Annotated in this window: 18 protein-coding genes and 2 pseudogenes; 7 read left to right on the forward strand and 13 right to left on the reverse strand. The window is 56.3% G+C overall.

All coding sequences use genetic code 11. The features are described from left to right. Positions 1-70 precede the first annotated feature (70 nt). Together ACR3FC_RS16810 and uraH are read right to left on the reverse strand one after the other, a co-directional pair. Entirely contained in the window at positions 71-1303 is a 1233-nt protein-coding gene (locus ACR3FC_RS16810) for a urate hydroxylase PuuD (protein WP_480476997.1), read from the reverse strand. Positions 1304-1436: 133 nt separating this feature from the next. After that, entirely contained in the window at positions 1437-1790 is a 354-nt protein-coding gene (uraH, locus tag ACR3FC_RS16815; RefSeq protein ID WP_480476999.1) for a hydroxyisourate hydrolase, read from the reverse strand. A 147-nt stretch (positions 1791-1937) separates the two neighbouring features. Between uraH and puuE the strand changes: the two genes are divergently transcribed. The 3 genes and pseudogenes from puuE (at position 1938) to ACR3FC_RS16830 (ending at position 5311) form a co-directional block, all read left to right on the forward strand. After that, positions 1938-3350, forward strand: coding sequence for an allantoinase PuuE (gene puuE / locus ACR3FC_RS16820; protein WP_480477001.1), 1413 nt, complete (start codon positions 1938-1940; stop codon positions 3348-3350). Beyond that, positions 3347-3831, forward strand: a pseudogene (locus ACR3FC_RS16825) (ureidoglycolate lyase). The gene puuE and the pseudogene ACR3FC_RS16825 overlap by 4 nt, the downstream one beginning before the upstream one ends. 55 nt (positions 3832-3886) lie before the next feature. Beyond that, the gene (locus ACR3FC_RS16830; RefSeq protein ID WP_480477003.1) at positions 3887-5311 is read left to right on the forward strand and encodes a uracil-xanthine permease family protein; all 1425 of its coding nucleotides are present in this window, start codon (positions 3887-3889) and stop codon (positions 5309-5311) included. 143 nt (positions 5312-5454) lie between these two features. Here ACR3FC_RS16830 and bhcD read toward each other — a convergent pair. From bhcD to bhcA, 4 genes and pseudogenes are all read right to left on the reverse strand, one after another. After that, positions 5455-6418 (reverse strand): annotated as a pseudogene (gene bhcD, locus ACR3FC_RS16835) (iminosuccinate reductase BhcD). Positions 6419-6531: 113 nt separating this feature from the next. Beyond that, the gene (bhcC, locus tag ACR3FC_RS16840; protein WP_480477005.1) at positions 6532-7695 is read right to left on the reverse strand and encodes a 3-hydroxy-D-aspartate aldolase BhcC; all 1164 of its coding nucleotides are present in this window, start codon (positions 7693-7695) and stop codon (positions 6532-6534) included. A 42-nt stretch (positions 7696-7737) separates the two neighbouring features. Further along, positions 7738-8706 (reverse strand): beta-hydroxyaspartate dehydratase BhcB, encoded by a 969-nt coding sequence (gene bhcB / locus ACR3FC_RS16845; RefSeq protein WP_480478189.1) that lies wholly within the window; start codon positions 8704-8706, stop codon positions 7738-7740. Further along, positions 8706-9896, reverse strand: coding sequence for an L-aspartate--glyoxylate aminotransferase BhcA (gene bhcA, locus ACR3FC_RS16850; RefSeq protein WP_480477007.1), 1191 nt, complete (start codon positions 9894-9896; stop codon positions 8706-8708). The genes bhcB and bhcA overlap by 1 nt, the downstream gene beginning before the upstream one ends. A gap of 168 nt (positions 9897-10064) precedes the next feature. Between bhcA and bhcR the strand changes: the two genes are divergently transcribed. After that, positions 10065-10913 (forward strand): HTH-type transcriptional regulator BhcR, encoded by an 849-nt coding sequence (gene bhcR / locus ACR3FC_RS16855; protein ID WP_480477009.1) that lies wholly within the window; start codon positions 10065-10067, stop codon positions 10911-10913. A 150-nt stretch (positions 10914-11063) separates the two neighbouring features. Here the strand turns inward: bhcR and ACR3FC_RS16860 are convergent, their stop codons facing one another. Continuing rightward, positions 11064-11789 carry an ABC transporter ATP-binding protein gene (locus tag ACR3FC_RS16860; RefSeq protein ID WP_480477011.1) on the reverse strand — a complete coding sequence of 242 codons (726 nt, stop codon included), beginning with the start codon at positions 11787-11789 and terminating at the stop codon, positions 11064-11066. Between the two features lie 32 nt (positions 11790-11821). Further along, complete coding sequence (locus ACR3FC_RS16865; RefSeq protein WP_480477013.1) at positions 11822-12841, reverse strand: ABC transporter permease; 1020 nt, start codon at positions 12839-12841, stop codon at positions 11822-11824. A gap of 427 nt (positions 12842-13268) precedes the next feature. Between ACR3FC_RS16865 and ACR3FC_RS16870 the strand changes: the two genes are divergently transcribed. From ACR3FC_RS16870 to ACR3FC_RS16880, 3 genes are all read left to right on the forward strand, one after another. Beyond that, positions 13269-13793, forward strand: coding sequence for an RNA polymerase sigma factor (locus ACR3FC_RS16870; RefSeq protein ID WP_480477015.1), 525 nt, complete (start codon positions 13269-13271; stop codon positions 13791-13793). After that, complete coding sequence (locus tag ACR3FC_RS16875) at positions 13790-14527, forward strand: anti-sigma factor (protein WP_480477017.1); 738 nt, start codon at positions 13790-13792, stop codon at positions 14525-14527. Before ACR3FC_RS16870 ends, ACR3FC_RS16875 begins: the two co-directional genes overlap by 4 nt. A gap of 64 nt (positions 14528-14591) precedes the next feature. Next, positions 14592-15650: a helix-turn-helix domain-containing protein gene (locus tag ACR3FC_RS16880; RefSeq protein ID WP_480477019.1), complete on the forward strand. Its 1059-nt coding sequence runs from the start codon at positions 14592-14594 to the stop codon at positions 15648-15650. Between the two features lie 42 nt (positions 15651-15692). Here the strand turns inward: ACR3FC_RS16880 and ACR3FC_RS16885 are convergent, their stop codons facing one another. The 5 genes from ACR3FC_RS16885 to ACR3FC_RS16905 all read right to left on the reverse strand — a co-directional run bounded on the left by ACR3FC_RS16885 (position 15693) and on the right by ACR3FC_RS16905 (position 22900). Continuing rightward, on the reverse strand, positions 15693-16997 hold the full coding sequence (locus ACR3FC_RS16885; RefSeq protein ID WP_480477021.1) for a UDP-glucose dehydrogenase family protein: 1305 nt from the start codon (positions 16995-16997) through the stop codon (positions 15693-15695). Positions 16998-17376: 379 nt separating this feature from the next. Beyond that, positions 17377-18447 carry a DUF2793 domain-containing protein gene (locus ACR3FC_RS16890; RefSeq protein WP_480477023.1) on the reverse strand — a complete coding sequence of 357 codons (1071 nt, stop codon included), beginning with the start codon at positions 18445-18447 and terminating at the stop codon, positions 17377-17379. A gap of 169 nt (positions 18448-18616) precedes the next feature. Continuing rightward, complete coding sequence (locus ACR3FC_RS16895) at positions 18617-20056, reverse strand: mannose-1-phosphate guanylyltransferase/mannose-6-phosphate isomerase (protein WP_480477025.1); 1440 nt, start codon at positions 20054-20056, stop codon at positions 18617-18619. A 71-nt stretch (positions 20057-20127) separates the two neighbouring features. Beyond that, positions 20128-21021 (reverse strand): UTP--glucose-1-phosphate uridylyltransferase, encoded by an 894-nt coding sequence (locus tag ACR3FC_RS16900; RefSeq protein ID WP_480477027.1) that lies wholly within the window; start codon positions 21019-21021, stop codon positions 20128-20130. Positions 21022-21664: 643 nt separating this feature from the next. Continuing rightward, positions 21665-22900 carry a lytic murein transglycosylase gene (locus ACR3FC_RS16905; RefSeq protein ID WP_480477029.1) on the reverse strand — a complete coding sequence of 412 codons (1236 nt, stop codon included), beginning with the start codon at positions 22898-22900 and terminating at the stop codon, positions 21665-21667. Between the last annotated feature and the right edge of the window lie 121 nt (positions 22901-23021).

Raw genomic sequence — 23021 nt, forward strand, 5'->3', positions numbered from 1 at the left:
GCAGAAACAGGGTACTTGTCCCGCGGCAGGGGGTAGGAAGTGAAGGGTAGGATGTAGCCCTGCGAAAATCCTACTGCCCTCTGACCTCGCGCACCCATGCGATGATGGTTTGTCGCGCTTCCACGTCCATTTGAACCGCTGAGGGCGGCGGCATGGCATGGCTGATTCCGGCCTGCAGGTAAATCTGGTCGGCGTGCCGGGCAACATCGCCGGGTGTTTCAAGATAAACCTTCTTGGGGGCCCATTTCATGGTGCCATAAACCGGCTCGCGGGCATGGCACATCGAGCAGTTGCCCAGCACAGTGTCATAGGCTTCTTCAAACCCCGCAGCCGACGCAAATTTTTCTTCGTAAGATGTCAGCGCCCTTGCTTCGGCGTCTTCCCATGTTTCGCCGGTTCTGACAGAAGACAGCCATGCGATCACGATCATGAGGATGACAGTGACACCCCAGGTCCAGTGCGGCCCTTTCCCGGTCGCGTGCATCGTGTTGAAGTAGTGGCGGATGGTCACGCCGGTCAGGAAGATCAGGCTGGCGATGATCCATGAATACTGGGTGCCAAAGGCCAGAGGATAATGGTTCGACAGCATCAGGAACACGACGGGCAACGTCAGGTAGTTGTTGTGCGTCGACCGCACCTTGGCGATCTTTCCATATTTGGCATCCGGCGTCCGACCCGCCTTGAGGTCTTCCACCACGATCCGCTGGTTGGGCATGATCTGGAAGAACACATTGGCCGTCATGATGGTTGCGGTGAACGCACCCAGGTGCAAAAGCGCAGCACGACCGGTAAAAATCTGATTGTAACCCCAGGACATGGCCACCAGAATCACGAACAGCAACAGCATCAGCGCGGTGGGTTGCTCACTCAGGCGCGACTTGCACATCTGGTCGTAAAGCAGCCAGCCGATGGTCAGTGACCCGCCCGAGATCAATATCCCCTGCCACAAAGCCAGATCCGCTTTGGTCGGATCAAGCAGGAACAACTCGCCCCCGACCCAATATATGATCATGAGCAAGGCCGCACCCGAAAGCCATGTCGTATAGCTCTGCCATTTGTGCCAGGTCAGGTGCTCGGGCATACGCGCGGGTGCGACCAGATATTTGACGGTGTGATAGAACCCGCCCCCGTGCACCTCCCACTCCTCGCCATAGGCCCCTTCTGGCAAGGCAGGGTTCGGCTTAAGCATAAGGTCGAGCGCGATAAAATAGAATGACGCGCCGATCCACGCCATCGCCGTGATCACATGCAGCCAGCGGACGGAAAAGGCCATCCACTCCCACAAAACAGCCAGGTCATACATGGCGTTGCTCCTACATATCCAAGTTCTTCGGCACTCTAGGTGATAGAGTTTTCATCGGGTATTGCTACGAAAGATCAAGCAGTATCAAAAATAACAATACAATGTCAGTCTACAGGATCACGCGGCGCAACGCTCAGCTTCCGCGATAGGTCGCGTAGCTGAAAGGCGAAAGTAGTAGCGGAACATGATAATGGGCGTGTTCGGACATTCCGAACCGGATCGGAATCAATTCCAGAAAACGCGGGCTTTCAGGCGGCACGCCACTGGCGTCGAGGTATTCGCCCGCATGAAACACCAATTCGTATTCGCCTGTCGAAAACTCGGCTTCGGGAAGGATTTGTTCATCGGTGCGACCGTCTTCGTTGGTGAGCAGAGTTTTCAGCAACGCGCGGTCTGTTCCGTTGATCCGGAACAACTCGATCTTCATCCCTTTGGCAGGGCAGCCCCGTGCCGTATCCAGGACATGTGTTGTAAGGTAACCGGCCATTTGCACCTCTCGCTAAGCATCGCTGTTACTATTGCAATACCCTTGCGGCAGGCAAAGGCAGTCTGTCAAAAGACTGCTTACAGTATTTTTTGAAAAACATAGGTGATTGTTTGGGTTATTCGTCTTTTCACCAAGAGGGAAATTGATGTGACGCGGTATCCACGAGACATGACCGGCTATGGCCGGCAAGTGCCAAACGCAAACTGGCCAAACGGGGCCAAAATCGCAGTTCAGATTGTGCTGAACTATGAAGAAGGCGGCGAAAACAACGTTTTGCACGGGGATGCCGCATCCGAGGCGTTTCTTTCCGAAATCACTGGTGCGGCCCCTTGGCCGGGGCAAAGGCACTGGAACATGGAATCCATTTACGAATACGGCAGCCGCACAGGGTTCTGGCGGGTGCATCGGCTTTTGCAGGACCTTCCTGTCACGGTTTATGGCGTTGCCACAGCATTGGCCCGTGCACCGGCGCAGGTTGCGGCGATGAAGGCCGCAGGCTGGGAGATTGCCAGCCATGGCCTGAAATGGGTTGAGCACAAGGACATGGATGCGGAAGAAGAACGCGCCCAGATCCGTGAAGCGATCCGGCTTCATGCCGAGGTTGTGGGCAAACCACCGCGTGGCTGGTACACGGGCCGCTGTTCGATGAACACGGTCGATCTGGCCGCCGCCGAAGGCGAGCTGGCCTATATTGCCGACAGCTATGCCGACGATTTGCCTTATTGGGTCAAGGCTGGTGGCAAGGATCAGTTGATCGTGCCTTACACAATGGATTGCAACGATATGCGGTTTGCAATTCAGGCGGGCTATACCAACGGCGAACAGTTTGAAAGCTATCTCAAGGACAGCTTCGACATGCTCTACGCCGAAGGCCAAGCGGGCGAGCCGAAGATGCTTTCGATCGGACTGCATTGCCGCCTCATCGGCCGCCCTGGTCGCGCCATGGCCCTGAAACGCGCACTCGACCACTTCAAGAAACATGACGGGGTCTGGTTTGCCACCCGCGAACAAATTGCTGATCACTGGGCGCAAACGCATCCGCCAAGTCAACGGCTGACCCCGTCGGAAATGGACCGGCCAAATTTTGTTGCTGAATTTGGCGGTGTGTTCGAACACAGCCCGTGGATTGCCCAAGCGGCCTTTGATCTGGAGCTGGGCCCCACACATGACAATGCCGCAGGTGTTCACAACGCGCTGGCGCGCGTATTCCGTTCCGCCACAACCGAGCAGCGGCTTGGCGTCCTGACAGCCCACCCTGATTTGGCAGGCAAACTTGCTGCTGCGGGACGTCTGACCAAGGAAAGCACGGCAGAACAGGCTGGGGCAGGTCTGGACATGCTGACGGATGAAGAACGTGTGACCTTCACGACCCTGAACGACGCCTACACAACCAAGTTCGGCTTTCCTTTTATCATTGCGGTCAAGGACAACACCAAAGCAAGCATTCTGGAGGCTTTTCACCGTCGGATAGATAGTGACCGAGACACCGAATTCGCTGAGGCCTGCCGTCAGGTCGAACGGATTGCCGAGTTGCGGTTGATCGAGAAATTCGCGCAATGACATCCACGCTGAAACTCCGGCCACTGACCGCCGAGGCCTTTGCGCCGTTCGGCGATGTCATCGAGGTGTCTGGGGCGGTGGACAAATACATCAATCAGGGAAAATGCGCACGATACCATGATCGCGCCCAGCTGGATTTCCATGAGGGCGCGCAGGGATCAGCGTTTTCCAATCCCGGGCCTTCAACCTGCCTATCAAACTTGAAATGGTCGAGCGCCACCCCGACGGCAGCCAGGCCTTTCTGCCGCTTTCAGATAAACCCTTTGTCGTTGTTGTGGCGCCCGACAACGCGGGTGTGCCGGGTGAGCCTGTTGCATTCATCACCGCGCCCGGACAGGGCGTGAATTATCACCGGAACACCTGGCACGGGGTTCTGACACCGCTTCATCCCCCTGGGTTGTTCGCCGTGGTCGACCGAATAGGAAACGGGCCAAACCTTGAGGAGTATTGGTTCCAGAATGCCTACACGATCACTGAATAGGGGACATTGCCGGAAGAGGGGCCGGCCCACGTAGTTTTTTGGGAGGAAAAACGCGATGTCAGATGCAACTTTAGGGACGCCGGAGCAGCTCCGTGACCCGAACTACACCCCGCCAATTCTGAAGGCGGTTCCTTTGGGAATTCAGCACGTGCTGGCGATGTTCGTTTCCAACGTCACGCCAGCGATCATCGTTTGCGGTGCGGCGGGTTTCGGGTTTGGTTCGAACAGCCCCGATTTCCCGCAGATGATTTACATGATCCAGATGTCGATGTTCTTTGCGGGTGTTGCGACACTGTTCCAGACCATTGGGCTGGGGCCTGTTGGTGCCCGCCTGCCAATCGTGCAGGGGACGTCATTTGCCTTTATTCCGATCATGATCCCGTTGGTGGTTGGAAAGGGCGTTGATGCGATTGCCGTATTGATGGGTGGTATAGTCGTTGGCGGCCTGTTTCATGCCAGCCTTGGGTTGTTCATTGGCCGTATTCGCTTTGCGCTTCCGCCCTTGGTTACCGGTCTTGTTGTCACCATGATCGGGCTTGCGCTTGTCAAAGTCGGCATCCAGTACGCGGCAGGCGGTGTACCCGCCATCGGTACCGAAGAGTACGGCTCTGGTCTGAACTGGCTCATGGCCGGAACTGTGATTGTTGTTACTTTGGGCCTGAAGTTTTTTGCCCGTGGTATGCTGTCGGTGTCGGCGGTTCTGATTGGCCTGTTGGTCGGCTACGTGGTGGCATTCGCACTGGGTCAGGTGAATTTGGGCAATGTCGGGCGCGCGTCTCCGTTTGCCATGCCGAACCCGTTTCACTTCGGTATCGAGTTTTCATTCGCGGCGATCATTGGGTTCTGTGCGATGTCTTTCGTGTCGGCTGTTGAAACGGTCGGGGATGTGTCCGGTATCACCAAAGGGGGCGCGGGACGCGAGGCAACCGACAAGGAAATTCAGGGCGCGACTTTTGCCGATGGTCTTGGAACTGCTGTATCAGGCATCTTTGGGGCCCTGCCGAACACGTCGTTCAGTCAGAATGTCGGCCTGATCGCGATGACCGGCGTCATGAGCCGCACGGTCGTAACCATAGGTGCCCTGTTCCTGATCATATGCGGGCTTATCCCCAAGATCGGCGCGGTGATCTCGTCCGTTCCGATCGAGGTTCTGGGCGGCGGTGTGATCGTGATGTTCGGTATGGTGGTTGCAGCTGGTGTCTCGATGCTGTCGGACGTGACGTGGAACCGCCGCAACATGGTGATCTTTGCGATTTCACTCAGCCTGGGTCTGGGCTTGCAATTAGAGCCCGGCGCTTTACAGCATCTGCCCGGAACTCTCAAAGTTCTGGCGACATCCGGGATATTGCCTGCTGCTATCATTGCCATTGTCTTGAATCTGGTTCTGCCCGAAGAGCTTTCGGATGAAGCGACGGAAGAGGTGTCCGGTGGAATGGCAGGCCACGGGTTGGGCTTTATCAAACAGGACGATCACGTCTGACCGGTTCAGCCCGGAATTGTAGATGAAAAAGCGGCGTACGTAGTGCGCCGCTTTTTGGTTTCAGGCCTGGCAGGCTTGGCCCATCGCTCACATAAGAAACGCGTATTTCGACGCGACGCTTAGGCGACCATACGGGGATGCCATCAGAAATCGACCTCAATCGCGATGCCTTTCTGTACGGCCAGCTCGACAACAGACGCAGCAACCGCCAGATCCTGAAGACCTACGCCAGTGCCATCGAACAACGTGATCTGATCGTCTGATGTCCGGCCCGGGTTCGTTCCGTTGATGACCGCACCCAACTGGACCAGGTCACTTTCCTGATCAGGCCCTGTGCCACGGCGTGTTGAGCTCGCCAATCGAAATCGACTGTGCGATTTCATCTGTGAATACAGATGCTTTGGCCAGCAACGCCGCCTCGACTTCCTGCTTGCCCTTGGTGTCCGTTCCCATGCACGCGATATGCGTTCCAGGGCTGACATGGTTTGCCATCAGCGATGGCGCAAAAGCCGAGGTGATCGAGATTATGACATCCGCTTCGGTCATGCCATCAAGTTCGACTGCTTCAAACGGAACACCGGCTTCACTGGCGACCTTTTCAATGTTGGGCAGCATCTCGGGGTGGTAGTTCCAGCCAAGGACCTTTTCAAAGGTGTGGGTCTCCAGCGCCGAGCGTAGCTGAAAGGTTGCCTGATGCCCGGCCCCGATCATACCGATCACCCGCGCGCCCGCACGGGCAAGGTGCTTGATAGATACAGAAGAGGCCGCCGCAGTGCGCAAGGCCGTCAAAAGGTTGCCGCCAACCATCGCCGACGGTTTCCCGGTGTCAGGGTCAAAAAGAAAAACAGTGGATTGGTGATTGATCAACCCGCGCTTTTCCAGGTTGTTCGGCCAATACCCCCCGGCCTTCAGGCCCAGTGTCAGCCCGGCGCGATCAAACCCGCCTTTAAAGCCGTACAGAGCATCCTCATGCCCGATGGCTTCGCGCACGACAGGAAAGTTGTAGGCGTCCCCTGCGGCCATAGAGGCAAAGACCTGTTCGACGGCTTCAAAGGCCGCGTCGCGGGTCATGAGGTTGGCGATTTCGCGCTCGGGTACGATCAGCATGTCATTCTCCATTCGAAATTCGTGCGCCCGTGCGTTTCACCGACAAAAGCGGGCGCGCACGGGCGACTGTCCGGCCATGTTTGGCCGAAAGCTTATTCTTTGAGCAATCAGGCTCAGTACGCGCGGCCGCGGGCTGACACTGGCCACACGCATTCGACCTTGCCATTCCGGACGCCCACATACCAATCATGCACGTTTGCGGTTGGGTCACAGTGCCCCGGCACCAACTTCAGCTTGTCATTGACCTTGAGCGCCCCGCTCGGATCCATCACGACGCCATGTTCATCCGAGCATTTGATGTATTCGACATCGTCACGCCCGAAAACAACAGGCAGACCGCTATCCACCGACTGCGCCTTGAGACCCGCATCGACGATTGCCTTGTCAGCCTTGGCGTGGCTCATGACGCTGGTCAGGATGAAGAATGCGTTTTCCCATTCGCCCTGGTCGATCCGGTTGCCGTTCTCGTCCAGGATGCGACCGTAATCGGCATCCATGAACGCATAAGACCCGCATTGCAGCTCATTATACACGCCCGAGTTGGATCTGAAGTAGTATGACCCAGTACCGCCGCCCGAGACCAGCTCGCACTCGATACCCTCGGCTTTAAGGCCGTCTACTGCGTCTTTGACCATCGCGATGGCGGTATCCAGTTTCTCCTTGCGTGCCTCATAGCTGTCGAGGTGTTGCATTGCGCCCTGATAGGCCTGAATTCCGCTGAATTTCAGGTTGTCAGCAGCCTCAACCGCCTTGGCGATTTCAATCACTTCGGGTGTCGTTGTGACCCCGCACCGACCTGCGCCGCAATCGATTTCCACGAAGACTTCCAGCTGTGTTCCATGCCGGACTGCCGCCGCCGAAAGGTCGGCGACGTTTTCCAGATCGTCGACACATACAATAATGCGGCTGCCCAGTTTTGGCAGGCGTGCGAGGCGGTCAATTTTGGCCGGGTCACGCACCTGGTTCGAAACCAGAACGTCCTTGATCCCACCACGAACGAACACTTCGGCCTCGGAAACTTTCTGGCAGCAGACACCGACGGCACCACCGATTTTCTCTTGCAGCTTGGCCACGTCGACCGACTTGTGCATTTTACCATGCACGCGGTGACGCATCCCGTGCGCCTTGGCATAATCGCCCATCTTCCTGATATTGCGTTCAAGCGCGTCGAGATCCAAAATCAGGCTGGGTGTCTGGATATCTGCTTCGTCCATGCCAGGCTTGGCCGGAATGTCGTAACCTACTTCGAACTGGTCGAGAGTGCTCATATCTTTCATCTCCGTAATCCTATACCGGGATTGTTTTTTGTTGGGGTATATTCAGGCGTTCATCCAGGGCAGCCGGTCCAGATCGACATTGCCCCCTGTAACAATCAATCCGACACGCTTGCCCTTGAAGGCGTCCGGGTTCTTGAGAACCGTGGCCAGCGGAACGGCCGAAGATGGCTCCATCACAATCCGCAGGTGCTTCCATGTCAGTTTCATCGCATCGATGATCTCCTGCTCGGAGGCAGTGTAAATCTCTGAAACGTGGTTCGATACGAAATGCCAGGTGAGATCCTTCAGCGGCACCAGCAGCCCGTCAGCAATCGTCTTCGGCGCATCATCCGCGATGATATGACCGGCCTTGAAGCTGCGATAGGCGTCGTCTGCCTGTTCGGGTTCTGCCGCGATGACCGCTGTTTCTGGGGCCAGATTGGACAGGGTCAAACATGTTCCGGATACCATGCCACCGCCGCCGATTGGCGCGACGACTGCGTCCAGACCGTCGGTCTGCTCGATAAACTCTCGCGAACAGGTGCCTTGCCCGGCGATGACCCGAGGATCGTTGTAGGGATGAACAAAGTCACCGCCCGTAGCCGCCTGAACCTCGGCAAATGTCGCTTCGCGCGACGAGGTGGAGGGTTCGCATTCTGTAATCTTCCCTCCATAACGGCGGACCGTATCCTTCTTGGCCTGCGGCGCTGTCCGAGGCATGACCACGTTGCAGGGAATGCCCCGTTTCATCGCGGCATAAGACAGGCACGAGGCGTGATTGCCCGAAGAATGGGTGGCGACACCTTTTTCAGCCTGTTTCTCATCCAGCCCAAAAACCGCATTCGCAGCACCTCGTACTTTGAAAGCGCCTGGTTCCTGAAAGTTTTCGCATTTGAAGAACAGCTGCGCGCCTGACAGTTCATTGAGAAAGTCCGAAGTTCGCACCGGGGTGCGGCGGATATAGGGTTTGATCCGGTCATGCGCCGCAAGCATGTCGTCATAGGTTGGGATATACATTGTGCAATCCTTCATCATGCCGCGTTCTTCTGAACGGAACCGGGATGGCCGCGATAGTATTCCTGTGCGGCGGCAACTCCGGACCCCAGGTCGATGTTCAGTCCCAGGTCAACCATGCACATCTCGGCAGTGGCGATCCCGGACAGAGCCATGACATCCGTCAGGCTGCCCAGATGCCCGATCCGGAACACCTTGCCCGCGACCTCACCAAGGCCCACGCCAAAGGCAACGCCGTATTTTTCAGCTGCGTGCGTGACAATATCCGTCGCGTTGAAGCCGTTCGGCGTGCGGATTGCGCTTACGGTATCGGAATAGACCGTCGGGCTGCTGGCACAAAGCTCCAGCCCCCACGCCCCCACAGCGGCACGGACCCCTTCGGCAATCCGGTGGTGTCGGGCGAAAACGTTCTCCAGACCTTCACTCAACAGCATAGAGCAGGCTTGATTGAGGCCATTCATCAACCCGACAGCGGGTGTATAGGGGTAAGCATTGTTGGCGTATCCCTTGGTCATGTCCCGGACGTCAAAGAATGTGCGGGGCAGAGTGCCGGTTTTGGTTGCTTCCATCGCTTTCCGGCTGAAACCGACGATGGCAAGGCCAGCGGGCAACATGAAACCCTTCTGCGACCCCGTAACGGCAACATCCACGCCCCATTCATCAAACCGGAAATCCATCGATGCGATGGATGAGACACCATCAACAAACAGCAGGGCCGGGTGTTGCGCGGCAGTCAGCGCCTTGCGCACAGCAGCGATATCCGACTTTACGCCAGTTGCCGTCTCGTTATGCGTGGCTAGAACAACCTTGATCTCATGGCTTTTGTCGGCGGCAAGGATTTCTTCGTACCGGTCAGCCGGCAGCCCATCGCCCCACGGGGTTTCGACGATCTCAACATTCAGCCCATGGCGCTGGCACATATCGATCCATCGATGGCTGAACATGCCGTTGCGGGCCGCCAGAACCTTGTCACCGGCGGACAGCGTATTGGTCAGGGCGGTTTCCCAGCCCCCGGTTCCGGTCGACGGGAAAATGAAGACTTCGGCGCTGTCGCTTTTTAGAATGTCCCGCACGCCCGCGCGCGCAGGATGCAGGATTTGCCCGAACAATGGCGAACGATGGTCGATCGTGGGCATATCGCAGGCTTTGCGCAGGCTTTCCGGGATGTTCGTCGGGCCCGGGATGAAAACGGGGTTTTGAAAGCTCATGGATGGTCTCCTTCCGTCCTTGCCAGCACAATAAGTTTCAGCAACCCGATTGGAAATTTTTTTGAAAACGCATTTCAAAATTCGGGATAAGAGATTTAACTTATAGTTGTCAGTGAGTTATATTTTTCATATCCTGAAATAGTCTTTCATAAATGACAGAGGGCTTTTATGGAATCGCAAGACAATGACCCGAAACTCCGTCGCAAAGCCCGGGGAAGACCGCGGGGGTGGGATGACAAAACCGCGCAGAATACGATCAAATCGCTGGATCGGGCGATGGAGGTTTTCGAATATCTGAGCCAGGCGCAAGGCAAAGCTCTTACTGAACTTTCAGATGAAATGCGTCAGGCACCGGCCACCGTTTATCGCATCCTCGTGACGTTACAGGGCAGGGGTCTGGTCGAGTTCGACCATGAAGAACAGGTTTGGCACATTGGCCCGCAGGCGTTTGTGATCGGCTCGCGGTTTTTGCGTCGTACCAGTCTGGTGGAACGGGCAAGGCCGATCATGCGCAAATTGATGGAAACCACGGGTGAAACCGCCAATCTGGGAGTTGAGAAAGAAGGTCTGGTGCTGTTCCTGAGCCAGGTTGAAACACATGAAAGTATCCGGGCGTTTTTTCCGCCCGGTACATTGTCACCCATGCACGCGTCGGGCATCGGAAAAGCGTTATTGGCCCACATGGACGAAGACAGATTGAACCGAAGGTTGGCCTCAGCGAATTTACAGGCTTTTACGGATCAGTCGATTACCGGCGCTGAGGCGTTGAAGAAAGATCTTGCAGCAATCAGATTGCGGGGTTTTTCCGTGGATAACGAAGAAAAGACTACGGGTATGCGATGCATTGCAGCACCCGTTTTCGATATCAACAGAGAGGCGGTCGCGGGGCTTTCAGTTTCCGGGCCAACCAGTCGCGTCGGAGCGGCCGAAATCGAACGGCTGAGCCGCCCGGTGATGGAAGCAGCGCGCCAGTTGACGCTGGCTATTGGTGGGACAGTTTTGCCACCGCAACCCTAAGGCTTTGCCGCCAGATTGCGGCGAACGCTGACCCCGGATCCGCTTGCCGCGCCACAACACCAACGCGCGGAGACGCTCATTGTGCACAGACAAACTCAACAGCAGAACAGGCGTGACCCTTTCCGGTTATCTGATTTTCAGCTCCCCCTATTACTGTGCGACTTTTTGTTTGTGTTTGTTGAACTGTTGGTCGAAGAGGTTTTTGAAGGGGCCGTTTTTCTGCATGAGTTGGTCGAGGTTTCCCTGTTCGGCGATAGCGCCGTCCTGGATGACGATGATCTTGTCTGCCTCCAGCACGGTTGACAGGCGGTGGGCGATGACGATGACGGTGACATCCTGTGTCAGGGCGTCCAGTGCCTCTTTGACCAGCGATTCCGATTCCGCGTCCAGCGCGCTTGTGGCCTCGTCCAGCAGCAGGATCTCGGCCTTTCGCAGAATGGCACGGGCAATCGCGATGCGCTGTTTCTGACCGCCCGACAGAAAGGTTCCGTTCTCGCCCACCGGGGTCTCATAGCCCTGCGGCAGGTCGGTGATGAACTGATGCGCATGTGCGGCCCGGGCTGCCGCGATCACCTCTTCATCGCTTGCATCGGGCGCCGAGCAGCGCAGGTTGTCCATCACCGAGGCCGAGAACAGGAACGTGTCCTGACCGACATACGAGATTTTCCGCCGCAGCGAGGCAAAGCTGACCTCCCTCAGGTCCTGGCCATCAATCTCGACGCTGCCCTGATCGGGGTCGTAAAACCGCATGATCAGGCCAAACAACGTGGATTTGCCACCACCGGACTGGCCGACAAGGGCGGTGGTTTTCCCGGCCTCGAAAGTGGCGCTCATGTTGTCGATCACCGGCACCGTGCCCTGATAGCCAAAGGTCACATTGCGCAGCGTGATCTGTCCGGGGCCGTCACTCAGGTCACGGGCCCGGGGCTTTCCACCATCGTGTCCTCCTGATCCAGCAGGCTGAACAACATGCCGACACCGACCATGCAGGTTTCAATCTGGACCCGCATCCTGGACAGGCGCTTGGCAGGTTCATAGGCCATCAGCAAAGCGGTGATGAAGGACATCAGCTGACCCGCGGTCGGCTGTTCGGCACCCGCGATACCCATCGTGCTGACAATGAGAACCCCGGCAACCGCCAGACCGGCCAGAAACTCCATCAGCGGGCTGGCAATGGCCTGCAGCCGGGCGATGTCGTTCGAGCGCTGTTCGACCTTCCGGATCGCGGTCTCCATTCGGTCGATCATGCGATCTTCAAGCGCAAACACCTTGATCACCTTGATCCCCGCCGAGGTCTCCTGCAGCACCCGGATGATCTCTGCCAGCGATTTGAACTCGGCCTGCATGATCGAGCGCACGCTTTTCAGCAGATACCGCACCCCCAGCAGGGCAATCGGGCCCACCACAAAGAACATCACCGACAGGACCGGCTGCTGATACACCATGACCGCAATCAGGCCGACCAGGGTCAGGGCATCGCGGACAAACCCGGTGACCAGAACATCGATCAGGCCCCGGGCCGATTGCGCGCCATTGGTCGTGCGCATCAGCAGATCCGACGATTCAGTGGTCGAGAAGAACGACACTCCGTGCCGGACCAGCTTGCGGTACAGCTTCTCCTGCTGCTGGGCCACAATCCGGTTGCCCGCGCGTGCCAGAAAAACGGCCTGAATATACGAGGCCACCGCCTTGGTCAGGAACAGAAGCACAACCCCCAGCGCAATGACATGCGCCCATCCCCGCAATTCCGGGTTGGTCATGGCATCGATGATATATTCCATCATGTAAGCCGAGCCGGCGGTGGTGACCGCCACCGCGATCATCGCCAGGATCGCAACGCCGTAAAGCCCGCCCTGCGCATAAAAGCTCTCACCGACAAGCCGGCCCATATAGCCCGATCGCCACTTGTTCCAGGCGCGCTTCATCATTGCGTTCTCCAAATCCGTGAAACGGTGCGCACGCCCAGATACCCCATATCCCGCCGCGCCTAAAGGACAGATGCAACCCTGCGGCAGACCAACCCATCCCAACATCCAAACACGCTAAATAAGACCTAACCCTCAAACCCGCAACCAATACCAAAAAACTCAAGCAAGCAAAAATCGCAATCGAACGGCTAATGTGCTTTGGAACACCATGCCTTTGGTCGAAACCAATACAACTGCCGCAAATGGCCAGTATCCAACACCCAGTTGGTTGCAGAAACAGGCGCTGCAACAATTACAGACGCAAACGTGACTGCTTGGAGCAGGAGTTTCGTTTTATTTCACTGCTAAATATGGCAATTCTGCCCTTGCGGGTCCGATCCGCGATTGAGAAACACAAGCAGGTCGCGATCATTCGATGAGAGCTGAGATGACTTCTGAACAAGCCGTCCGCGATGCGGTTCAGACGCATTCGAAGCGTGTCTGGCGGTTTGCGCTGGCATTATCGGGTGCCTCAGATGTAGCCGACGATTTGTTGCAGGCCACATGTTTGCGCGCGCTTGAAAGACATCATCAGGTGACGTCGCATAACCGTCTGGACAGCTGGTTGATGACAATCTGCCGGTCGATCTGGCTGAATGAGCTGCGTTCGCGGTCGGTTCGGAGCGCGCAGGCGCTGTCGGTGACCCCCGAAGCGGATCTGATTGCAACGGGACCAGACACAGAAACGAATATTTTCGCGGCTGAAGTGTTTAATCAAGTGATGCAGTTGCCTGAGGCACAGCGCGAAGCGGTAACGCTCGTCTTCGTTGAGGGGTACAGTTATCGCGAAGCAGCTGCCTTGTTGGAGGTTCCAATTGGCACGATCATGAGCCGGCTTTCGAATGCCCGGCAGAAGCTTAAAACCGTGATGCAGATTGATGCAGCGGACACCGCGCGACGGAGTGGCAAATGACGTTTTCCGACGAGACGCTTCTAGCGTATCTGGAAGGCAGCCTGGACGAGGCTCAGACCCGCGCTATTGAGGCTGCGGTTGAAGATGACGCTACGTTGGAACATCGTCTGATGGCGCTGGATCCGTTTGCGCCAGTTGTTCGGGATGTTTTTGAGAACCTGCCCGCTGAAGCGCCGAAGGTGGACCTGCCGGAAAAAACGACGCGGCCCGGCATTAACGGGTTTCTGCGTCTTGTTGCGGTGGCTGCCAGCGCGGCTTTTGCAGCCGTCGCCGTAACATTCTGGGCCTCCCGGCCAGCAGATTTAAGCTGGGCCCAGCAGGCCGCGATCTATCAATCACTTTACGTGCCGGAAACGATTGCATCGCTGGACAGCTCGGACGCGTCGCTGGCCAAGCAATTTGCAATGGCCGAAGCCGAGTTGGGACGATCGCTGAATCAGGACATACTGGAAGCATTGCCAGGGTTGGAGCTGAAGCGTGCGCAGGTTCTTTCATTCAAAGGCAAGCCCTTGATCCAAGTGGTTTTTGCCGATGATCAGGGTCGACCACTTGCCTTCTGTGTTATTCGCCAAGGACCGAATGCCCAAAGTACCGACGTCCAACTATCGGTGTTGAGCGGTTTGGCAACTGCAAAGTGGGAGCAAGGCGGTTATGGATATATGCTGTTGGGCAGTTCCCCGCATACGGATTTAAGCGCTGAACTGGAAGTGTTGACCCGTACATTCTCGGGCTGATGGAAAACCCTTGTGAACAGTTGCAAATGCCCGAAGAATGCCGGGTATGACGTCGAAGAAAACCATGCCCCTTCCAGAAGACGAGGTCGATGATCTTGGCCCAGCCAGTATCTATGACGGAGATCCGGCAGAAGAGGACGACCCTTGGTTTTTGCCCCCGGACCAGGACGTGGAGGAAGATTTCTTTCTGCCTGGTCCCCGATCAGATCAGCGCCCGTTGTTCGATCCGCGCGATTGGCATTCGGCACAATCAGAATTGTCGGCAGAGCTTGCTGATCTTGCCCTGACCTTTGGCGCTCTGGATGAGCGGCTGCGTTCGGGGCCTGAGGGGTGGACGCACCGTTTGGCACTTATGGAAACGTCCGATCTGGGGTGGTGGACAGGGGATCGGGTCAGCGTAGACCGCCTGGCTTTGTGGGCGGGTCTGAGGATCGGCGCGACCCACGATGACGTGCAGGCGCTGTTTCGGGCAGGTTGGGCCGTGCGCCGTCTGAGCTCAGGCGCAGGCCCGGCTACAGGCGGGTGGGAAAGCGGGTTGACCGCGTTTCTCGACCGTCTGGCTCAGGGCTCTGATGCGACGCCCGAAGCGATCGTTGATCTGGCCGAAGTCATGCAGAATGCTGAAAGGTTGCACCCGGTAACACAATCGGCGATCGCGTTTCATGCTTGGCGAGCTATATCGCAGGGCGTCGGACACGACACCGAGGCGGCAATCATCGCAGCGCGGCACGCGGCTTCGATGGGGCGGGGCGGCGCAATGTTCATGCCACTGGCGTTGTCTGGTCCGGGTGCGTTGCGCGGAACGGGTGGGCCGACGGAAAAGTTAGGGTCTTGGATACAGGGCGCCGGGCAAGCCGTTCTTGCGGCCTTGCTGCACCTCGACCGGATCAGTGCCTGGGAGGGCAAGGCGCGCGACGCGACGCAGGATTTGAGCGGTCGCACCCCCCCGCGTCTGATTGATGCTCTGGCGGCGTGGCCCATGGTCTCGGCCCCGCTTGCGGAAGAACTTACCATTTCTTCGCGCGCGGCGGTTCAGCGGAATTTTGACCTGTTCACCCGGAGAGGTCTGGTGCGTGAAGTCACCGGCCAAGGCCGTTACCGGGTCTGGACTGCCGCACTATGATCCGTCAACCACTTGAAGATGCGTGCGGAGGGAAGCACGCTTTCAGCGCCCAACACCGACATAGGTGTCGAACCCTGACTTCAGCGCCGTAGTTTTCGAGTAGATGTTGCGCAGGTCAACCATCCTGGCTGTGTTCATTGACGCCGCAATTTCAGAAAGGTTCAGCGCGCGGAATTCATTCCATTCCGTCAGCAGCACAACAACATCTGCGCCCCGCGCGGCGATATACGGATCGTCGCACCATTCGACGCCCGGCAAAAGCGCTTCTCCTTCAGATTTTCCCTGTGGGTCAACAACGCGCACCTTTGCGCCTCCGCCGATCAGGGCGGGAACGATGGACAGTGATGGCGCGTCGCGCATATCGTCTGTGTTGGGTTTGAACGTGACACCCAGAACTGCCACGGTCTTGCCGTTGAAATGATCGTCACATGCGTCACGAATTTTCTCGATCATCCGCTTCTTGATTTCGTCATTAACGCGGATGACGGTCTCGGTGATCTGCATCGGATGCGCGTGGTCCTGCCCGATCCGCGCCAACGCGGCCGTGTCTTTTGGAAAACATGAACCACCGTAGCCGGGTCCCGCATGCAGAAATTTGTTGCCGATCCGCCCGTCAAGGCCGATGCCGCGTGCAACTTCTTTAACATCCGCGCCAACTTTTTCGCACAGTCCTGCGACTTCATTGATGAAGGTGATCTTGGTCGCCAAAAACGCGTTGGCGGCGTATTTAATCATCTCGGCACTTTCCAGATCGGTGGTTAGGATCGGGAAGTCGCGCAGATACAGAGGGCGATATATTTCTGCCATCACTTCGGCTGCGTGGTCGTTTTCCACGCCGACCACGACGCGGTCCGGGCGCATGAAATCGTCGATTGCCGCGCCTTCGCGAAGGAATTCAGGGTTCGAAGCCACGTCGAATTCGGCCTGGGGGTTGGCGGCCTTGACTGCTTCCTGCACTTTTCTGTTTGTTCCGACGGGCACAGTCGATTTCGTGACGATAACGGTATACCCGGTGACAGCCTGAGCGATTTCTTCCGCCGCTGCCATCACATAGGTCAGATCCGCATGGCCGTCTCCACGCCGGGTTGGCGTTCCAACTGCAATAAAGATAGCATCCGCGCCGTCCACTGCGGCTGCAAGATCGGTTGTAAAGCTCAGACGGCCAGCCGCGACGTTTCGAGTCATCAGCACGTCCAGACCCGGTTCATAAATAGGCACCTGTCCGGCTTTGAGCATATCGATCTTCTGCTCAGCCTTATCAACGCAAATCACATCATGTCCGAAGTCCGAGAAACACACACCGGACACAAGGCCCACATAACCTGTGCCGATCATTGCAATGCGCATCTGCCAAATCCTTTTTTGCCAATTACTATCAACGGCGTGGGCACAATCGAAGAATCCAGCGCCGGTTTCAATGATTTACAGGTATGGTTGCTGAGTTCCCATGTATTCTTGTTGTTTTTTAGGCAACAAGTGCGGGAACAAAGTTTTTACAATCCGTCGTGCAGCGCAGAAACTGTTGAATCAAGGCCATTGTCAGCTGAGAAGATACAATTCTGGGCATGGATCAGCAGTAGACAGCCACCAGGCGAGTGGTGTTGCGTCGCTCGCTTTTCGCCCGGAGCAAGGCGTCTGTGGCGGGTCCAATGAAATCGGCGATTGCTAAAGAAATGGGTCGACTACACAAAAACCGCCCGAACCAAAGTTCAGGCGGCAGCTGTACTCAGAACCAGCGCCCTATGGCGATGACACTTGGTGAAAAAGCCGCTGTATCCGAAGTTACCGAGAGGGCTCTGCAAGTGACTTGAGTGTTTTCGGGTACATCAAACCCGATGAAACGATTGTTAAATCCAGCGCTGCCACTAACGCTTGGCGCAGAGGAAAATGGCGCTGGGTAGTCCCACGTCATTGCAGCGCTTGCAAACAATGCGCCTTCAGCGGTCGTGCATGCGACAGGAGGCAACGCGGCGGTGCAGATCATGGTTCCATCAGCTAAACGCGTGAAATCGCCATTGGCATTACTTCCGCGCTCTATGACCGCACCGGTTGGTGTGCCGCCAACTTCTGATACCGGCCCCAGAAGGTTGCCCGGCCCATAGCCGTAGTCGGCACGCATCAGGCGACCCGGAGTGGTATCCGTCTTATTACCCTGAACAGCTGCACCAGCCGCTGTTCCGGTCGTGGGGTCAAAAGTCAGAGCCTCCGTCCAGGTGCCTCCGTCAGGGGACACTTTGATTGAGAACCCCGTACTTCCGGATAACCCCATTTCAGCGTGGCCGGTCCAGTTCGACTGAAACACCAGCGATGCCGTATCGCTGGCACCCGCCTTGTTGATCTTCAGCTGATGCCCGCCGCCCTCGTGGCTCAGAAGCGTGGCCGGGCTTCGGACAGACAAGCGATTCGTAACGTCCGAACTTGTCGCCACCCCGATACCATCCAGGTTCTGAGTATTGACGGGCAAGGGCAGCCAGTCAGACCCATTCCAGAACTTCAGTTCACCAGTGGCCTCATCCCAGGCACGCCAGCCCGCATACGGGGTCAAGAAATGCCAGGCGTTGTCCAGCCATGCGGCAAGCTCTCTTGCATGTCCTGCCCAGTCCCCGGTGGGGGTGGCGCCCAGAGCATAGATATCGCCCTGCTCGGGGACTACGGGTGGGGTGCTGGCATTGGTCGTCTGCACTGAAAGTTGAACGACCAGATCAAGCTGTCGCAGTGCTTCATTGTGGATGACGTGTTTTTGGGCCTGCGAAGGTTGCAGAAAAGGCAGGTGCAGTCTGGGTGAGATCTGTGACACGGGGGGGCCTCCTGTGGCTGTCGGTCCGAAAATCGGTTGCGCGCCACCCTGCCGTAAGGCGCGTCAATCTCGTCTGACCTGGCCGACCGCACAGGAAATGATTTGTTAACCTGAGTATCTCCGGGGATAAGCCGACCCGAGTATGGCCTGTGGAGAACTATGTCGCCGCTTAATCCCGGGCATAAATGTCTTCATATCGAATGATGTCATCTTCGCCTAAATAGGTGCCGGTCTGCACTTCGATCAATACCATGGGCACCTTGCCAGGGTTCTCCATCCGGTGCACAGCGCCCAGCGGGATATAGACAGACTGGTTTTCGCTGACCAGCCGTTCCTGATCATCGACCGTAACCTTGGCGGTGCCTTCAACCACAATCCAATGTTCGGACCGGTGGTGATGGGACTGCAGGCTGAGCGAAGCGCCAGGATGTACATGGATTCGTTTAACCTGAAATCTGTCACCGATCACGAGGCTCTCAAACCAGCCCCAGGGGCGGTGATCGACCGGAAGCGTATCTGCCTGTTTGGCCCCTTTAGCCTTTAAGGCAGCGACAGCCTGCTTGACGTCCTGGGCTTTGTCCATGCTAGCAACCAGCACAGCATCCGGCATCGCAACTGCGATAATGTTCTCAAGCCCCATTGCCACCACTTCCTGAGCTGGCGATTCTGATCGTATCAGAACGTTGCGGCAGTCGATTGTGGTTACTTCCCCATTTGTCGCGATGCCGTTTTCATCAGGGTTTGACAATTCTTGAACAGCCGTCCAACTGCCAACATCCGACCAACCAGCGGAATACGGAACCACGCTGAGGTTGGGAGCTTTTTCCATGACCGCATAGTCGATCGAGATGTCATCGACTTCAGCCCAAGCCGAAGGATCCAATCTCAGGAACCCCAAATCTGTCTTTGCGTTGTCGACGGCCTTTTGGACAGGTGCAACAAGGGTGCTTGCGAATTTTTCATATGCGGCAACGATGTCACGTGCCGCAAACAGGAAGATGCCGGAATTCCACAGGTAACTGCCATCTTTCACCATCGCCTGCGCCGCATCCAGATCCGGTTTCTCCGCGAAACGATCCAGGCGAACTGCACCTCCGGACGCGTCTGGGGCGTCGTTCAGCTTTAAGTAGCCATACCCGGTTTCGGGCCGAGTGGGCGTGATGCCAAATGTCACCAGATCGCCTCGTTCGGCAATTGCGCGCGTGCCTTCGGCGACGGCCTGATGAAAAGCCGCCTTGTTTGGAAGCACATGATCTGAAGGTGCGACCAGCATGATGGCTTCCGGATCATGTGAGGCAAGGTACAACGCAGCCGCGAGTACAGCAGGGGCTGTGTTGCGCCCTTCAGGCTCAATCAGGACCGGACCGGGGTCGATGCCCACGGCCGCCAACTGTTCAGGGACAATAAACCGAAAGGCTTCGTTGGTGAGAACTAGTGGTTTTGCATAGGGTGCATGTGAGGGTCCCAGCATCCGGTCGGCGCAATCTTGTAAAAGACTGGTTTTGCCGACAAGTGGAACGAATTGCTTGGGATAGCTTTTGCGCGACAGGGGCCACAAACGCGTTCCTGAACCACCACACAGGATAACTGGATAGACCGTACTGTTCATACACGTGCCCCTGAATTGCTGATGATTAACGTTATTATTCAGTTCTCTTTGTGGAATGGAAGATCCCGTGGCTACTGGGCCGCTTTTCCAGTTGCCACGATGTCATTCAGGTATTGGCTCAGGTCATCACGCAGGTCGTCACGGGCAAGAGCAAAGGAAACGGTCGCTTGCAGAAAACCGGATTTTGAGCCGCAGTCGAAACGCTGCCCGTCGAACTTGTATCCAAATACAGGCACACCGGATGCGATATCCTCGGCGATTGCATCAGTCAGTTGGATTTCACCACCACTTCCGGTTTTCATTGCGTTCAGGTTGTTCAGCACGGAAGGTCGGAGAATATAACGACCGATAACTGCCAGATTGGATGGCGCTTTCGACGGCTCAGGCTTTTCAACCATACCCTTGGCTGGAATGACCGGGCCAATACTGTCGACAACATCCAGCACGCCGTACGAACTTGTCTTTTCTGGTGGAACATCCATCGTTGCCACCATGTTGCCGCCTGTTTCTTCATAGGCTTCAACCATTTGTTGCAGACATGGTGTATCTGCAGCAATCACATCGTCAGGCAGCATTACGGCAAAAGGTTCATCGCCTATCAAGCGGCGCGCGCACCAAACGGCGTGGCCCAGGCCCAAGGCTTTGTGTTGGCGGATATAGGCGATCGCGCCGCTTTCCATATTGGTCTTGTTCAGGATATCGAGAAGCTTGTTTTTGCCTTTGGCCATTAGTTCCTGTTCGAGGACGAGGTTATGGTCAAAGTAATCTTCAAGCGCGGATTTCCCGCGAGACGTCACAAAGATGAACTCTTTGATCCCAGCAGCGCGGGCTTCATCGATTGCATATTGCACCAGGGGGCGGTCCACCAACGTCATTATCTCTTTCGGAACGGACTTGGTTGCCGGCAAAAACCGGGTTCCCATTCCCGCCACTGGAAAAACTGCTTTTGTGACTTTGCGTGTCATGGTGCCTCTCAAATCAAAATTTGGCCGGTAAAACAGAAAACATCCGGAATGTCCTATTAGTCTTCAAAACCGTGTCAATCAATCATGCCCAGTGTGCCGGCTGTTATTGACCAAATCGTGCCACCTTGGTCCAGACGAGTCAAAAGCCGACTCCGTTGTTTCCTGTATACAAGGCCCGAACGACAGTTCCCAGCGACCCTTCCCTTACAACTCTGTGCCAAAAATCTGGCGACGATTTGTCGATCACGGAAAGTTGATATTTTGGAGCAGCATCACTTGCCTTGAAAAGCCCCCGAACGGAGTTCCGCGTGCCTTTCTTTGGATGGGCATATCGCCTTGTTATGACAAGTAGTTTTGGACTGCGCGGTCAAAAAGAACTCAGATGGAAGGGATTGCGTAACTGGAATTAACACGGCTCACTTAGTCGCAAGTTGCGTCAAGTAACGTGTCTTAAGGGCACAAGTAACCCGTCGGCAAACATCCGAGCTTCTTGGAAATACATGATCTGACGCATCAAGTCCGTTTTTGAAAGAGCAACAATATGGTCGAAATCATTAAGATTGATGATAAATGCGGTCTGTTGCGACCGGCGATAAGATGCTTAAGCAAGTCGAGAGCGACCGTTCAACGCATGCTTGGTGCCTTATCGGGCCAGTTTCGTTGTCATCGAGGCTTCAGGAAAGCAGGTAGGTGCAACACCCATCGTTTCCTGCCATCTGCCTATTGATCGGCGGGTTTTGAAACCTGGCAAGCCGTCAACGCCTCCGACATCGTACCCCAAGCTTTCCAGCGCGCCCTGCATCTTTGCGATGTCAGAACGGTACAAACCGCCGACCTTGCCCCACCGCCCTGCAAAATCGTCGCTTCCAAATTGGATTCTGTCACCGACATGGCCGACGAACAAAGCATACAGATCACTTTTGTTGTATTCCTTCAGAACGTAAAAATTCGGAGTGACAAGAAAAGCAGGACCAAATCGTCCTGCTGGCATCATCAGGTAACCTACCCCCTTCATCTCGTGGGCTGGAAAAGGTTTGCCAGAGACCCGGTTTATGCCCATCGCTTCCCACTGCTGAATTGACTGCCCCTGGTCGGGTCCTTCCAATGTACATGAAACGGTTGCCGGCACAGACACTTCGAAACCCCAGTCACGCCCGGCGATCCAGCCGTGCTTTTTCAGGTAGTTGCCAATCGAAGTGATTGTATCATCGGATGACCCCCAGATATCGACCTGTCCATCGCCGTTGCCATCTGCGGCGTAATCCAAATAGCTTGATGGCATGAACTGGGGTTGCCCTAACGCGCCTGCCCAACTGCTTTTCATTTGCCGGGCTGGCAGGGGCCCCGCTTCTGCGATTTGCAGAGCTGCGATAAGCTCGGCCGTGAAGTATTCCGCGCGTGTGCTCATGAATGCCTTGGTCGACAGAACCCTGAACGCATCATGGCGGATTGGCACCTGCCCATAGCCGCTTTCTCTGCCCCAGATTGCCAGAATGATACGAGCAGGAACGCCAGTATTGCTTTCGACTTTGGCAAGAATCGCAGAGTGTTGCTTTGCCATCCTGCGCCCGACAGACGTTGCACCCTGAATTGACCCCGTATTGAAATACCGGCTGGGCGAGCCAAATTCGGCTTGTTTTTGCGCCTTGGGCGTTTTGCGTTTATGTCCGGGCGGAACCAGATCCGGCAGGTCCCAGTTCAGAGTAACACCGGAAAACGCCTGTTGCAGTGTGTTGCGTGAAACACCTTTGGCCTGCGCCTTGGGCCAGATCGTCTCCAACAGCCACGACTGAAACTGGCGTTCAATTGCTGCACGATCCTGTGCCAGTGCGGTCTGGGACAGAAGGATCAATCCTAGAGTGACAAGCAAAGTACGCATTGACGATTTTTCTGTCCCGACTGGCCTTGCAAGTCAACGGGAAGATGCCGCGCGACCCGTCGCTGTTTATACCCAAAGTTGAAAGAAAGCTGAGGATGGCAATTTGTGGTTCGGAAAACTC

It is taken from the genome of Ruegeria sp. AF3 (genome assembly GCF_056536285.1).